This is a genomic window from Aurantimonas litoralis, from assembly GCF_026153195.1.
In the GTDB taxonomy this organism is placed as follows: domain Bacteria; phylum Pseudomonadota; class Alphaproteobacteria; order Rhizobiales; family Rhizobiaceae; genus Aurantimonas; species Aurantimonas coralicida.
This window is the reverse complement of sequence record NZ_JAPFBM010000010.1, coordinates 64,476-79,340: the sequence shown is the minus strand read 5'-3', so window position 1 is coordinate 79,340 and position 14,865 is coordinate 64,476. Positions and strand designations below refer to the sequence as shown.

The window sequence follows — 14,865 nt, the reverse complement described above, 5'->3', positions numbered from 1 at the left end:
CCACGAGAAGGGGCCGGACGCCTCCGGAGCACGAAGATAGGCGGGGGTGTGAATGTCGACGGGGGACATGAACGGCGCGGGTTCGAAGACGGACCGGCTGACGGCGACGCCTGACGAAGATCCGTTCGCGGATCTGGCGAAACTGATCGATCAGCCCTGGGGCGCGGAGCCTGCGGTGCGCGCCGAGCGTGACGCCGTTGCCGCGCCGACCGGCGATGCGACCGGTTTCGACGAGGAGGCCCTGGCCGGCGTTCTCGACGAGGAATTCAACCGCAGCTTCGAATCGATGGACGACTTCGCGGCGCCCGCGATGGCTGCTGACGCGCCGTCCCGCGACGACGAAACCATCACCAATTCCTATGCGAACTGGGTGTCGCCGCGCGGCGCTTCTGCCGCGTCTACAGGTTTTGCCAGCCAGTCGCGCTCCGCGGCGCCGCCGGCCGCTCCCGAGGCCCAGCTCGACGCAGCGATCGATGATGAGCTGGAGGTCGCGCTGCGCGGCCTGTCGGCTCCGGCCAATCCGCGCGGCACGCCGCTGCATCACAGCGAGGCCTTTGCGCCGGCAAGGGTAGAACCCGCGCCGATGCCGCAGGCCAGCACCAAGCCGCTTGACGATTTCGACGAACTGATCGCCAGCGAACTCGCCGCGATGACCACGACGCCGCAGGTACAGCGCGTCAACGAGGCATGGGACGGCGCCGATACGCGCATGGCAGCGACCGGACCGTCCGCGCCGCAGCACGGCCATGCCGGTCTCGCCCAGGACGACAGCAATGCCTTCGGCGTCGAATCGCTCGACGATCGTTTCGACGATGGCCGCGGTGTTCGCGGTGCGTCCCATCGCGCCGCAGGCGCCATGCTCGCGGCCGGGCAGGGACGTTTCTCGCCCCGCTCGCTCGGCTTCGGCGCCAGTGTGCTGGTCATCGCGCTGCTCGGCGGCGTTGGCGCCTATTACGCATCCGGAAGCGGCGGCGTTGCGGGCTCCGACGAGGTGCTGATCGTGCGCGCCGATCCCGAGCCGGTGAAGGTCGCGCCGAAGGATCCGGGCGGCCGCGCCGTGCCGAATCAGAACAAGGCGGTCTACGAGCGCGTCCAGAGCGCCGACGCCGATATCAAGCCGTCGCAGACCACCCTTTTGTCGGCAGCCGAAGAGCCGCTGGAACTGCCCTCGCAGGTCGCCAACGATCTGCCGGGCGTCGATCTCAGCCCGATCGGCACGGCGCGTGCCGCGTCGAACGGAAGCGGCGATGGCTCCGTGCGGGTCGCCGACGCATCGGCCTCGGCCGAGCCGATCGCGGTGCTGATGCCGCGGCGCGTGCGCACGCTGACCGTGCGGCCGGATGGCACGCTGGTCACCGAGGACACGGTGCCCGAGACGTCGATGGCCGATCTGCGCGGCGAGAACCCGGCGATGATCCCGGCCGCCTCGCGTCCGGTGGAACTGGCGACGGACGCGGCTGATGCCGCGACGACCGAGACGGTCGAGGACACCGCATCGGCCGGACAGCCCGCCCCGGGCATGCCCGTGCCGGCGATGAAGCCGACGCGACCGGCCTCGGCCGCGACCCGCGTGGCGGCGCTCGCCGCGGCAGAGCCCGAGCCGCAGGTATCGCCGGCCGCCGTCGCCCCGGCACCGACCCCGGTCGCGCCGGAGCCGGCGGTCGATTCGGCCACGGAAACAGCCAGCATCGCTGCGCAGCCCGCAGCGGCGCCGGCCGCCGTGACGGCCCCTGCCGGTGACGGCTATTACGTCCAGATCTCCTCGCAGCCCAGCGAGACGGCGGCGCGGGAATCGTCCCAGGCGCTCGGCCAGCGCTATGCCGGCGTGATCGGCGGGCGCAATCTCGTCATCCAGTCGGCCGACATTCCGGGCAAGGGCACCTATTATCGGGTGCGCGTGGCAACCGGCTCCAAGGACGAGGCGACGAGCCTGTGCTCCCAGCTCAAATCAGCCGGCGGCAGCTGCTTCGTGGCGCGCTGAGCGTCGCCGGGCTTGCCGGCGTCGCACTGACGGGCCGTTCCTCGCGCGGAACGGCTCCTTCCATTCTTCACACAGACACACGTCCCGGCGCTGACGCGGGACCATCCGTGTACGCACAGGAGACGGGAATGAGCGGATCGAAGGCGTGGATTGCCGCGCCGGCCGGGCTTCGCCTGACGGCGGACGAACGCGCCTTCTTCGCCGACGAGCGGCCCTGGGGCTTCATCGTCTTCGGCCGCAACATCTCCGACGCCTCGCAACTGTCCGATCTGACGGCCGAATTGCGCGAGATCGGCGGACGCGCCGCGACCCCGATCTTCATCGACCAGGAAGGCGGGCGGATCAATCGGCTCAAGCCGCCGATGGCGCCAGCCTATCCGACGCCGGCCGATCTCGGTCGCCTGCATGGTGCCGATGCCGAGGCAGGCGTGCGCGCCGCGTGGCTGCAGGGGCGGCTGCTGGCCGCCGACATCATGGTCTATGGCATCAATGCCGACTGCGTGCCGTGCCTCGACGTCCCGGTGCAAGGGGCGGATTCGGTCATCGGCGACCGCGCCTACGGCATCGACGGCGACACCGTCGCCGCCCTCGGCCAGGCTGTTGCGGACGGGTTTGTGGCCGGCGGCGGCCTGCCGGTGATGAAGCACATTCCCGGCCATGGCCGCGGCAATGCCGACAGCCATTACCGCCTGCCGGTGGTCGCAACGCCCCGCGCCGAGCTCTCGCGGACCGATTTCGCCCCGTTCAGGGCCCTGAACACGGTGCCGGCGGCGATGACCGCGCATATTCTCTATACCGATATCGATGCCCGTCGCCCGGCGACGCTGTCGCCCGTGGTGATTGAGGAGATCATTCGCGGCGAGATCGGTTTCGACGGTCTCTTGATGAGCGACGACATCTCGATGAAGGCGCTGCAGGGCGATCTCGGCGACCTCAGCCGCGAATGCCTCGATGCCGGCTGCGACGTCGTCCTCCACTGCAATGGCGACATGGCGGAGATGCGCAAGGTCGCTGACGCCGCGCAGCCACTGACCGGGGAGGGCGAGCGCCGGGCCGCCACAGCCGAGGCCTGCATCGCGCCGGTCGTGCCGGCCGACGAGGCCGCGCTGCGGGCGGAATATCGCGAACTCGTCGCCCGCGTCGCCTGAACCGGTTGCCGTCGCCGCGGCGAAGGGTTAGCCAGAGCGCAGAAGGCTGGGCGCGCGCGCCGGCCGACCAGAGTGACGGGCTGTCCAACGTGCATGACCGGACCCGCGACGCCGTCGCGCCAACCCAGAAATCCGCGAGCAGGACGAGCGCCGGCGTCAGCTTCGCCGCCCGTCTCGCCTTCGAGAACGTCTCGCACGCGGTCGGCCACACCCAGATCCTTAACGACATCAACCTGGCGGCGGAGCCCGGCGAGATCCTATGCCTGCTCGGTCCGTCCGGCTCGGGCAAGACGACGCTCCTGCGGATCGCCGCCGGGATCGAGCGGCAGACGGCGGGACGGCTGATTCTGAACGGTCGCGAGATCGCCGGCGAGACGGCGTTCGTGCCGCCGGAAAAGCGCGGCATCGGCCTGATGTTCCAGGACTTCGCGCTGTTTCCGCACATGACCATCGCGGAGAATGTCCGCTTCGGCCTGACCGCCATGTCGGGCGACGCGGCCCGCAAGGAGGCGATGGCGGCGCTGGAGCGGGTGGGGCTGAGCGGCTCCGCCGGGCTATATCCGCACACCCTGTCGGGCGGCGAGCAGCAGCGCGTGGCGCTGGCGCGGGCCATGTCGCCGCGCCCGTCGGTGCTGTTGATGGACGAGCCGTTCTCCGGCCTGGACAGCCGGCTGAAGGACGTGGTGCGGACCGACACGCTGCAGATCCTGCGCGAAAGCCGGGCGACCGCGATCATTGTCACCCACGACGCCGAGGAGGCGATGCGCATGGGCGACCGAATCGCGCTTCTGCGCGACGGGCGCCTCGTGCAGCTCGGCACGGCGGCTGAACTCTACAGTCGCCCGGCCAGTCTCTTTGCCGCAGGTTTCTTTTCCGAGCTCAACGTCATCGACGGCGAGGTGCGGGGCGGGCGCGTCGTGACGGCGCTCGGACCGGTTGCGGACACCGCCCTGCCGGACGGCACGGCGATGACCGTGGCCCTGCGTTTGACGGGCCTGCGCCTGCAGGAGCGGGACGACGGCGTGTTCGGACGGATCGTCGCACGGCGGTTTCTAGGCAGCGTCGATCTGATGACCGTGGCCATCGAGGGGCTCGATTATCCGCTGCGCTCACGTATGCGGGCGGGAATTGTCGAGCAGGGGCGGCGTGACGTCGTTGTTTCCGTTGATCCGCAAGACGTTATCGTGTTTGAAAAGTCCGCGGACGATCGCTAGCTTGGGAAGATCGAACGCCTTACGCGTTCCAGGGAGATTTTATAATGGGTAGCTTCAGCATCTGGCATTGGCTCATCGTCCTTGCGGTCGTGCTGCTGCTCTTCGGTCGCGGCAAGATCCCGGAACTGATGGGTGACGTTGCCAAGGGCATCAAGAGCTTCAAGAAGGGCATGTCGGAGGACGAGACCGAGGCGGCTGCTCAGGAGCGCCGGTCGCTCGACCACAACGAGGCCGACGTGGTGGCCCGCGACGTCAAGCGGGAGAAGACGGTCAACTGATCGCCTGCACATGAGGTCATCGATGACGACGGTGCGCCGTCGTCATCAGGTCAGTTCGCTGTTTCCGAGACGCTGAAATGTTCGATATCGGCTGGTCCGAACTCATGGTCGTTGCGGTGATCCTGGTGGTCGTCGTGGGGCCAAAGGATTTGCCGCGCATGCTGCGCACGTTCGGGCGCACCAGCAAGCAGTTGCGGTCCATGGCCGGCGATTTCCGCCGCCAGTTCGACGATGCGTTGCGCGAGGCTGAGCTCGACGATGTCAGGGACACCGTCAGCAAGGTGCGCGATCTCGATCCGACGAAGGACGTGCGTGCGGCGATGAACCCGATGAAGGCGGTGGGCGACGAAATCCGTTCCTCGCTGAAGGCGGCGACCAAGGCGCCCGAGCCCAAGGTGCCTAGTGCCTCCGGGGCCGCGGTTGCGGCCGAACCCGACAAGGCGGGGGCGACCAACAGCCCGCAGCCGGCGGACAAGCCTGCCGAAAGCGCGGATGCCGCGCCCCAGAAGAAGAGCGAGGACGCGGCGTGAGTCGGAACGACACCGATATCGAGGCCTCCTCGGCGCCGCTCATCGAGCACCTCATCGAGCTGCGCACGCGGCTGATGTGGAGCCTCGGCGGCTTTCTCGTGGCCTTCATCCTCTGCTTCTTCTTCGCCAAGCCGATCTTCAATTTCCTCGTCGTTCCGTATCAGACGGCGACGGAATGGGCCGGCGTGCACAACAAGCAGGTCGAGCTGATCTACACGGCGCCGCAGGAATTCTTCTTCACCCAGGTGAAGATCGCGGCCTTCGGCGGCTTCTTCCTCGCCTTTCCGCTGATCGCCTCGCAGATCTACAAATTCGTGGCCCCCGGCCTCTACCGCGAGGAGCGCGGCGCGTTCCTGCCGTTCCTCGTCGCCACGCCGCTCCTGTTCCTGCTCGGCGCGGCGCTGGTCTATTACTTCTTCACCCCGATGGTGATGTGGTTCTTCCTGTCGATGGAGCAGACGGGGACCGGTGGACAGGCCGCGATCCAGCTTCTGCCGCGGGTCTCCGAATATCTGTCGCTGATCATGACGCTGATCTTCGCCTTCGGACTGGTGTTCCAGCTTCCGGTGGTGGCGACGCTTCTGGTGCGGGCCGGGATCACGTCCTCGCAGGGGCTGGCCGACAAGCGCAAATACGCCATCGTGCTGGCCTTCGTCGCCGCGGCGATCCTCACGCCGCCCGACCCGATGTCGCAGATCGGTCTTGCCCTGCCGACGATCCTTCTCTACGAGGTGTCGATCTTTGCGGCACGGATGATCGAACGCAAGCGGGCCCAGCGGCAGCGCGAAAGCGAGGCGCAAGCCGATAGCTGACGGCATGACCCGAATCCCGCCGCTCGTCGGTCGGGAAACGGGAATCAATGCTCGATATCAAGTGGATACGTGACAATCCGGACAAGCTGGATGCGGCACTCGCACGACGCGGCGCCGCGCCCCTGGCCGATCAGCTTCTCAAGCTCGACGAAGAGCGCCGGGCGCATCTGACCCGCCTGCAGACCTTGCAGGGGCGGCGCAACGAGGCGTCCAAGGCGATCGGCAAGGCCAAGGGCACCGGCGACGAAGCCGGCGCCGAGGAGCTGATCCGCGAGATCGGCGAGATCAAGGAAGCCATCCAGGACGGCGAGGAGACCGAGCGACGCATCGACAAGTCGCTCGAGGACGCGCTCGCCCGCATTCCGAACATCCCGCTTGACGACGTGCCCGAGGGCGCGGACGAAGCCGACAATGTCGAGATCCGCCGTCACGGCGAGGCGCCGAACTTCGGTTTCGCGCCGAAGGAGCATTACGAGCTCGGCGAAGGCCTCGGCCTGATGGATTTCGAGCAGGCGGCGAAGATCTCCGGCTCGCGCTTCACCATCCTGAAGGGCCAGCTCGCCCGCCTGGAGCGCGCCCTCGGCCAGTTCATGCTCGACCTGCACACCGGCGAACACGGTTATCAGGAAACCGCGGCGCCGCTTTTGGTGCGCGACGAGGCGTTGTTCGGCACCGGCCAGTTGCCGAAGTTCAGCGAGGACCTGTTCCACACCAGCGAAGGCCGCTGGCTAATCCCGACCGCCGAGGTGCCGCTGACCAACATGGTGCGCGAGCAGGTGCTGGGGGCGGGCGACCTGCCGCTGCGCTTCACCGCGCTGACCCCGTGCTTCCGCTCGGAAGCCGGCTCGGCCGGACGCGACACCCGCGGCATGCTGCGCCAGCACCAGTTCTACAAGGTCGAGCTGGTCTCGGTGACCGACGAGGACTCCTCGATCGCCGAGCACGAGCGCATGACCGCGGCGGCCGAAGAGGTCCTGAAGCGCCTCGGCCTGTCCTACCGGGTCGTCACGCTGTGCGCCGGCGACATGGGCTTCGGTGCGCGCAAGACCTACGACATCGAGGTCTGGCTGCCGGGCCAGGACGCGTTTCGCGAGATCTCCAGCTGTTCGGTCTGCGGCGACTTCCAGGCGCGCCGCATGGGCACGCGCTACCGCGTCGAGGGCGAGAAGGCCGCGCGCTACGTTCACACGCTGAACGGCTCCGGCGTCGCCGTCGGGCGGGCGCTGATCGCGGTCATGGAGAATTACCAGAACGAAGACGGCTCGATCACCGTTCCGGAGGTCCTGCGGCCCTATATGGGCGGGCTCGAACGGATCGAGAGGACGGCCTGATGCGCCTGCTGCTGACCAATGACGACGGCATCCACGCCGAAGGCCTCGCCGTGCTGGAGCGGATCGCGTGCGAGCTGACGGACGACGTCTGGGTGGTGGCGCCCGAGACCGACCAGAGCGGGCTGTCGCATTCGCTGACGCTGTCTTCGCCGCTGCGCCTGCGCAAGATCGACGAGCGCCGCTTCGCCCTGTCCGGCACGCCGACCGACTGCGTCATCATGGCGGTCAAGCAACTGATGGATTCGCCGCCGGATCTGGTGCTGTCGGGGGTCAATGCTGGACAGAACATCTGCGACGACGTCACCTATTCGGGCACGGTCGCGGGCGCCATGGAAGGCACGATGCTGGGCCTGCGTTCGATCGCCCTCAGCCAGGCGTTCAAGCCCGGCAGCCACCGCGAAGCGCTGTGGAAGACGGCCGAGACCCATGCGCCGGCGCTGATCGAGCGCCTGATGGCGTTCGATACCCCGCCCGGACACCTGATCAACGTCAATTTCCCGGCGGTCGAAGCCGACGCGGTCGAGGGCATCGAGGTCACGCGCCAGGGCAAGCTCGACTATTCGCTGGGCATGGAAGAGCGCCGCGATGGCCGCGGCTTCCCCTATTTCTGGCTGAAGTTCGGACGTCAGGCCGGCGCCGAAGTGGAACAGTCGGATGTGGCCGCCCTGACGGCCGGGCGGATCTCGGTCACGCCGCTGCATCTCGACCTGACCGCCCATGCGCTGCGCGACGAGCTGCGCACGCTGCTCGGTTGATGGCGCCGACCGGCGAAGGCATGGGTCGCGACCGCGAGGATCTGGCGGCTTTCCTCCTGTCGCTCCGGTCGGAGCGCATCACCGATGCACGGCTTCTGGAAGCGGTGGAATCGGTGCCGCGGCGGCTGTTCCTACCCGAGGGCATCGCCAACGCCTATGAGAACCGCTCGGCCCCGATCGCCTGCGGCGAGACCATGCACGGGGCGCTGGCCGCGGTGCGGCTGGTGGCGGCGCTGGACGTGCAGCCGGCGCACCGGATTCTGGAGATCGGCACCGGCAGCGGCTACATCACCGCGCTCCTGGCCCGGCTCGGCACCCATGTCAGCTCCTTCGACCGCTATCGCGGGCTGGTGGAGCCGGCGGGGCGGCGGCTGCGCGACATCGGCATCACCAACATCTCGCTGTTCCTGGAAGACGGGCGCGACGGCTTTGCCGGCGGGGCGCCGTTCGACCGGGTGATCGTTCATGCGGCGTTTCCCGCCGTACCGCGGCAGTTCCTCGATCAGCTCGGCTCCAACGCCGCGATGATCTGCGCGCTCGGGCCGGGGGACGGGCCGCAGGAACTCCTGCGCCTGCGCAAGGTGGGCAGCCGCTTCGAGCGCGAGCCGCTGGGCACGGTGCGCTATCAGCCGCTGGCCTTCGGCACGGCCGACGTCCTCTGATGAGAGCGCTACAGGGCGTCGACGGGCCGTCAAACATGGCGTCGACGTCCAAGAAATGTCGTTTTTGCCCCGCGACTTAACCGGGCAGTAAGATTAACGCGCTTCAATAGGTCCAAGAGTAAACTAGCGTGCTCAAGGGACGGCGATGCGTATCAATGTGCTGAAATCCGTGCGGCTCAGAATGGTGCGCTCCGTCGCGATGGTGGGATTGGCCGGCCTCGCGGCGGGTTGCAGCTCCGACGTCGTGCGTTTCGACGATGGCTTCTACACTGGAGCCGTGCCGCAGGCGCCGGCCAGCAACCAGATGGCGGCCAGCCAGCCCTATCCGGGCGATGTCGATGCCATGAACACAGGCAGCGTCTCCCGCGGCATGCCGGCTTATGGCAACGGCGCCCAGGCGGCGTCGGGTTACCCGGCGCAGAACCAGGGCTCCTACCAGACGGCCGCGAACAACTATCCGCAGGGCGGCGTCGCCACCTCGGGCGCCGTGCAGACCAGCCAGCTGCCGCCTCCGCCGCCGCCGAGCTACGCCACTGCACCGCAGTCGCAGGCTTCCGCCGCGCCGACCTCGTCCTCGGTGCCCGCCACCCGCGGCGCACCGCCCTCGACGCTCGGTGAGCAGGCGGCCCGTGTCGTCTCGCCGCAGAGCCGGCCGATGCAGTCGTCGGCCTCGCAGCCGACGCGATCGGCAGCCGCCAGCGGCGGCAGCAGCGTGAAGGTCGAGAGCGGCGATTCGCTGCTGGGCATCGCGCGCCGCACCGGCGTCTCCGTTGCCGACATCAAGCGCGCCAACGGCATGAGCGACGACACGATCCGCATCGGCCAGACGCTGACCCTGCCGGCTGGCGCATCGGCACCGACCCGTGTCGCGAGCGCCGAGCCCAAGGCCGCGCCGGAGCCGCAGCGTCCGGCCGAGCCGCAGAAGGTCGAGGCCGACAGCGCGACGCCGAAATCCTATTCGCCGCCCAAGACCGCCGAGAAGTCCGGCCGTCCGTCGGCCAGCGAAACGCCGAAGGCGGCCAGCCCGTCGACGACCGTCAGCAAGGAAGTCGAGACCGAGGTGGCGGCCGTTGCGCCGAACTCCACGGGCATCAGCCAGCTGCGCTGGCCGGTGCAGGGCCGCGTCGTCAATCGCTTCGGCGAGAAGGTCGGCTCGCGCCGCAATGACGGCCTGAACCTGTCGGTGCCGCGCGGCACGCCCATCAAGGCCGCCGAGAACGGCGTCGTGATCTATGCCGGCGACGGCCTGAAGGAGTTCGGCAACACCGTTCTCGTCAAGCACGACAACGGCCTCGTCACCGTCTACGGCCACGCCGACCAGATCGACGTGGAGCGGGGCGCCAAGGTCAAGCGCGGTCAGCAGATCGCCAAGTCCGGCATGTCGGGCGACACCGACATTCCGCTTCTGCATTTCGAGGTGCGCAAGGATTCGGCCCCGGTCGATCCGACCAAGTACCTCCAGTAGACGCCGACCTCCAGGCGTGACAGGCCCGGCCCCGCGGACAGCAGCGGGGTCGGGCCATTTGCGTTTGGCTTGCCGGGAATCAGCTGCCGGCAACCGGCGTCAGCGTCCGGCCGAGGCGTCCGGCCAGATCCTGGACGAACTGGAACGCCACGCGGCCGGAGCGGCTGCCCCGGGTCGTCGCCCATTCCAGCGCCTCGTGGCGGACCCGATCTGGATCGACGTCGAGGTCGTAGGCGACCAGATAACCGTCGATCATCGCCAGATAATCGTCCTGGCTGCAGCGGTGGAAGCCGAGCCACAGGCCGAACCTGTCGGACAGCGACACCTTTTCCTCCACCGCCTCGCCGGGATTGATCGCCGTCGAGCGCTCGTTCTCGATCATGTCGCGCGGCAGGAGATGGCGCCGGTTCGAGGTCGCGTAGAACAGGACGTTCTCCGGCCGTCCCTCGACGCCGCCCTCCAGCGCCGCCTTCAGCGACTTGTAGGCCGAATCGCCCATGTCGAAGGACAGGTCGTCGCAGAACAGCAGGAACGGGTAGGGCGCGGCCCGCACGATCCCCATCAGGCGCGGCAGATGGTCGATGTCCTCGCGGTGGATCTCGATCAGCTTGACCGGCGCCGCGCCCGCGTCGAGGCCGGCATTGACCGCACCATGCGCCGCCTTCACCAGTGACGACTTGCCCATGCCGCGGGCGCCCCACAGAAGCGCGTTGTTGGCCGGCAGGCCCCGGGCGAAGCGGTCGGTGTTCTCCAGAAGGATATCGCGCGAACGCTCGATGCCCTTGAGCAGGGCGATCGGCACGCGGTTGACCGAGGGAACCGGCACGAGCCCAGCCGGCGGGTCGAAGACGAAACAGTCCGCCGTCGTAAAGTCAGGCGCCGGGGCAGGGGGCGGCGCCAGCCGTTCCAGCGCCCCCGCGATCCGGTCCATCGTGTGCTTCAGGCTGGCGAGTTCTGCGGCATCCATGGCGGCTCTTTCGTCTCGAAGCTTCGCCGGATCGTCGGCCCGGCGGACGCTTGTTGCATTCGGGGCGACCGATCGTATATTCCGCGCACATCGTAAAGGCCCTGCTGTCGGCGCTGCGTCGCGCAAGGCATGACCCTGTGCCGATTTTCTGAGAGGTTTTTTCCATGTTCGTGACCGAGGCTTTCGCCCAGACGGGTTCCGCAGCGGGGGGGAGCGATCTGTTGATCAGCGTTCTGCCGTTCGTGGCCGTGTTCGCGATCATGTATTTCCTCATCATCCGCCCGCAGCGCACCGCGATGAAGAAGCGCGAGGAGATGCTGAAGAACATCCGCCGCGGCGACACCGTCGTCACCGGTGGCGGCATCGTCGGCAAGGTCACCAAGGTTCACGAGAGCGGCGAGCTGGAAGTGCAGATCTCCGAGCAGACCCGCGTGCGCGTCATGCAGGGCACCATCGCCGACGTCCGGGTGAAGGGCGAGCCGACCGCCGCCAACACCAAATAGCCGTGTTGGCGCGGCACACAGCGCCACTGGACTGAGATCGCGTCGCTGCTGGCCCTGCCACAAGGGTCGGCGGCGGCGGTTTTAACGCTTGCCAACGGCGCGCAATACCGGCGCGGCCGTCGACCCTGTCGGGACACCCATGCTCTATTTCTCGCGCTGGAAGACGTTTCTGATCTGGCTGACGGTCGCCATCGGCGTCCTCTATGCGTCGCCCAACGTCCTGCCGCAGCAGGCGCTGGACAAGCTGCCGTCCTGGTTCCCGCAGCAGTCCGTGACGCTCGGCCTCGACCTGCAGGGCGGCTCCTACATTCTTCTCGAGGTGGATTCGCAGTCGCTGGTCGCCGACCGGGTGCAGACCCTGCGCGACGACGCGCGGCAGGCGCTGCGCACCGAGCGCATCGGCTATGCCGGCCTGTCCGACAACGATCGCACCGTGACGATCCGCCTGCGCGATCCCGAACAGGTGGCGGCCGCCCGCGAGGCGCTGTCGCCGATGACCGACCCGATCTCCAGCGGCAGCGTGCTGGGTGGCGGCGCGGTGACGGAAGTGGCGATCGCCGAGCCGCAGCCGGGCGTCCTGACCCTGTCGCTCACCGACGAGGGCGTCGCCTATCGCACGTCGGCCGCGGTGACCCAGTCGATCGAGGTTGTGCGCCGCCGCGTCGACGAACTCGGCACCACCGAGCCGGTGATCCAGCGCCAGGGCGACGACCGCATCATGGTGCAGGTGCCCGGTCTCGGCGATCCGCAGCGGCTCAAGGCGCTGCTCAACCAGACCGCCAAGCTGACCTTCCGCCTCGTCGACGTGACCGCTTCGGCCGAGGACGTCGCCCGCGGCAGCCGTCCGCCGGCGGGCTCCGAGCTTCTCTACACCAACGACCCCACCCCGGCGCCGGTTCTTGTGCAGCGCCAGATCATGGTGTCGGGTGAGAACCTGACCGACGCCCAGGCCGGCTTCGACAGCCAGAGCAACGAGCCGGTCGTCAACATCCGCTTCGACACCCAGGGTGCCCAGCGCTTCGGCTCGGTCACCCAGCAGAATGTCGGGCGTCCCTTCGCCATCGTCCTCGACGAGAAGGTGCTGTCGGCGCCGAACATCCGCGAGGCGATCCTCGGCGGCCAGGCGCAGATCAGCGGCAGCTTCACCGTCCAGAGCGCCAACGATCTCGCGGTGCTGCTGCGCGCCGGCGCGCTGCCGGCAACGCTGAACATCATCGAGGAGCGCACGGTCGGACCGGGCCTCGGCGCCGATTCGATCGCCGCCGGCGAGACCGCCGGCGTGATCGGCGCTCTCCTCGTCGTCGTCTTCATGCTGGCCGCGTACGGCTTCCTCGGCATCATCGCCAATATTGCGCTGATCGTGAACCTGGTGCTGCTCTTCTCGGTGCTGACCGTCATCGGCGCGACGCTGACCCTTCCGGGCATCGCCGGCATCGTGCTGACGCTCGGCATGGCGGTGGACTCCAACGTCCTGATCTACGAGCGCATCCGAGACGAGCGCCGACAGGGGCGCTCGGTGGTGCAGGCCATCGACATCGGCTTCCAGAAGGCGCTGGCGACGATTCTCGACGCCAACATCACCACGCTGATCGCGGCGGTCGTCCTGTTCTTCCTGGGATCGGGACCGGTACGCGGCTTCGCCGTGACGCTGGCCATCGGCATCATCACGACCGTCTTTACCGCCTTCACGCTCACCCGCTGGCTCGTCGCCGCCTGGGTGCGCCGCAGCCGGCCGAAGGAACTGCCGCGCGGCTTCATCCGGCTGGTGCCGGAAGTCACGCGCATTCCGTTCATGAAGGTCCGCCTGCAAGCCTTTGCCCTGTCGATGCTTCTTTGCGTTGCGTCGGTGGGCGGCCTCTTCGCGGTGGGGCTCAATCTCGGCATCGACTTCACCGGCGGCACGCTCATCGAGGTGCAGGCCAAGAATGGCGAGGCCGATATCGGCGACATCCGCGAGCGTCTCGGCGCGATCGGCGTGCCGGACGCGCAGGTGCAGGAGTTCGGCACCCCGACCGAGGCGCTGATCCGCATCGGCTCGCAGGGCGGCGACGCCTCGCAGGTGGCGATCGTGGAATCGGCGCAGGAGGCCCTGGCGGCCGACTACGACTTCCGCCGCACCGAGGTGGTCGGCCCGACCGTGTCGGGCGAACTGGCCTTCGCGGCGATCGTCGGCGTTCTGGCGGCGCTCTTCGCGATCCTGATCTATGTCTGGATCCGCTTCGAGTGGCAGTTCGCGCTCGGCGCCATCATCGCGACGGTCAACGACGTCTTCCTGACGCTCGGCTTCCTGGTCGTGACACAGCTGGAATTCAGCCTCGCCAGTGTTGCGGCGATCCTGACAATCGTCGGCTACTCGCTGAACGACACGGTGGTCATCTACGACAAGGTCCGCGAGAATCTGCGGCGCTTCAAGAAGATGCCGATCGGCCAGCTTCTCGACCTCTCCGACAACGAGATGCTGGCGCGCACGACGATGACCTCGGCCACGACGCTGCTGGCGCTGGCGGCCCTGTTCGTCTTCGGCGGTGAGGTGATCCGTTCCTTCGTGGCCTCCATGCTCTTCGGCGTGGCGATCGGCACCTTCTCGTCGATCTTCGTCGCCGCGCCGGCGCTGATCTTCTTCAAGCTGCGGGCTTCGGACTTCGCAGCCAAGAAGGAAGAGGAAGAGGCGGCGCGCGAGGGCGGCTCGTCGGCGCGCGAAGCCTGACATGGCGAAGGGTATCGAGATCCGCGAGGCCCATTTTCCGGGCCGGGCCCCGATCGAGGCCTATGGCAATGGCGGCTTCCGCTTCGCTTCCATGTCGCATCGCGGCTCGATCCTGTGCCTGCCGTCCGGCATCTACGGCTGGGACGGCACGGCCGAGGCGCCGTTCACCGGCGAACGTCTCGGCAAGGTGTTCGAGGAAGCCGAGGAGATCGGCTTCCTCCTGTTCGGCACCGGCAAGGACATTCGCCGGCTGCCGCCGGCGCTGGCCGACCGCATGCGCCAGGTCGGCATCTCCTGCGATCCGATGTCGACGGGCGCGGCGGTCCGCACCTTCAACATCATGCTCTCCGAAGGCCGGCCCGTGGCGGCGGCGCTCGTCGCGGTCGACTGAGCCAGCCGCGTGACCTCCGCGGCGGTCTGACGCCAGCCGGACGACTGGCCCCATGCGCCGCGCCACACCATCTTTCATCCGCGGGCCCGAAGCCCGAACCAAGCCGAGGCGCTGAGACACG

General features: G+C 68.2%; 14 protein-coding genes. 13 read left to right on the top strand and 1 reads right to left on the bottom strand.

Translation table 11 applies throughout. The features are described from left to right. Nucleotides 1–52: 52 nt before the first annotated feature. From N7I30_RS18160 to N7I30_RS18115, 10 genes are all read left to right on the top strand, one after another. Nucleotides 53–1,981 (top strand): SPOR domain-containing protein, encoded by a 1,929-nt coding sequence (locus N7I30_RS18160; protein ID WP_498640710.1) that lies wholly within the window; start codon nt 53–55, stop codon nt 1,979–1,981. A gap of 128 nt (nt 1,982–2,109) precedes the next feature. After that, nucleotides 2,110–3,129 carry a beta-N-acetylhexosaminidase gene (nagZ, locus tag N7I30_RS18155; protein WP_498640708.1) on the top strand — a complete coding sequence of 340 codons (1,020 nt, stop codon included), beginning with the start codon at nt 2,110–2,112 and terminating at the stop codon, nt 3,127–3,129. 89 nt (nt 3,130–3,218) lie between these two features. Further along, nucleotides 3,219–4,343, top strand: a complete 1,125-nt coding sequence (locus N7I30_RS18150) for an ABC transporter ATP-binding protein (RefSeq protein ID WP_498640706.1) — start codon at nt 3,219–3,221, stop codon at nt 4,341–4,343. A 44-nt stretch (nt 4,344–4,387) separates the two neighbouring features. After that, the gene (locus N7I30_RS18145; protein ID WP_024351449.1) at nt 4,388–4,621 is read left to right on the top strand and encodes a twin-arginine translocase TatA/TatE family subunit; all 234 of its coding nucleotides are present in this window, start codon (nt 4,388–4,390) and stop codon (nt 4,619–4,621) included. 77 nt (nt 4,622–4,698) lie between these two features. Beyond that, nucleotides 4,699–5,151: a Sec-independent protein translocase protein TatB gene (tatB, locus tag N7I30_RS18140; protein ID WP_498640704.1), complete on the top strand. Its 453-nt coding sequence runs from the start codon at nt 4,699–4,701 to the stop codon at nt 5,149–5,151. Next, on the top strand, nt 5,148–5,963 hold the full coding sequence (gene tatC / locus N7I30_RS18135; RefSeq protein ID WP_024351448.1) for a twin-arginine translocase subunit TatC: 816 nt from the start codon (nt 5,148–5,150) through the stop codon (nt 5,961–5,963). Before tatB ends, tatC begins: the two co-directional genes overlap by 4 nt. A gap of 47 nt (nt 5,964–6,010) precedes the next feature. Beyond that, nucleotides 6,011–7,294 carry a serine--tRNA ligase gene (serS, locus tag N7I30_RS18130; RefSeq protein WP_024351447.1) on the top strand — a complete coding sequence of 428 codons (1,284 nt, stop codon included), beginning with the start codon at nt 6,011–6,013 and terminating at the stop codon, nt 7,292–7,294. Then, nucleotides 7,294–8,049 (top strand): 5'/3'-nucleotidase SurE, encoded by a 756-nt coding sequence (gene surE, locus N7I30_RS18125; protein WP_498640701.1) that lies wholly within the window; start codon nt 7,294–7,296, stop codon nt 8,047–8,049. Before serS ends, surE begins: the two co-directional genes overlap by 1 nt. Nucleotides 8,050–8,069: 20 nt before the next feature. Next, on the top strand, nt 8,070–8,711 hold the full coding sequence (locus N7I30_RS18120) for a protein-L-isoaspartate(D-aspartate) O-methyltransferase (protein WP_277026104.1): 642 nt from the start codon (nt 8,070–8,072) through the stop codon (nt 8,709–8,711). 145 nt (nt 8,712–8,856) lie between these two features. Next, complete coding sequence (locus N7I30_RS18115) at nt 8,857–10,176, top strand: peptidoglycan DD-metalloendopeptidase family protein (RefSeq protein ID WP_498640699.1); 1,320 nt, start codon at nt 8,857–8,859, stop codon at nt 10,174–10,176. Nucleotides 10,177–10,255: 79 nt separating this feature from the next. On the opposite strand, the gene N7I30_RS18110 is transcribed toward N7I30_RS18115, so the two are convergent. Continuing rightward, nucleotides 10,256–11,143, bottom strand: a complete 888-nt coding sequence (locus N7I30_RS18110) for an ATP-binding protein (RefSeq protein ID WP_498640697.1) — start codon at nt 11,141–11,143, stop codon at nt 10,256–10,258. A gap of 164 nt (nt 11,144–11,307) precedes the next feature. Here N7I30_RS18110 and yajC point away from each other — a divergent pair, with 164 nt between their 5' ends. From yajC to N7I30_RS18095, 3 genes are all read left to right on the top strand, one after another. After that, entirely contained in the window at nt 11,308–11,646 is a 339-nt protein-coding gene (gene yajC, locus N7I30_RS18105) for a preprotein translocase subunit YajC (RefSeq protein WP_024351442.1), read from the top strand. Nucleotides 11,647–11,785: 139 nt separating this feature from the next. Further along, complete coding sequence (gene secDF, locus N7I30_RS18100) at nt 11,786–14,353, top strand: protein translocase subunit SecDF (RefSeq protein ID WP_498640695.1); 2,568 nt, start codon at nt 11,786–11,788, stop codon at nt 14,351–14,353. A 1-nt stretch (nt 14,354) separates the two neighbouring features. Next, nucleotides 14,355–14,744 carry an Mth938-like domain-containing protein gene (locus tag N7I30_RS18095; RefSeq protein ID WP_024351440.1) on the top strand — a complete coding sequence of 130 codons (390 nt, stop codon included), beginning with the start codon at nt 14,355–14,357 and terminating at the stop codon, nt 14,742–14,744. The last annotated feature ends 121 nt before the right edge of the window (nt 14,745–14,865 follow it).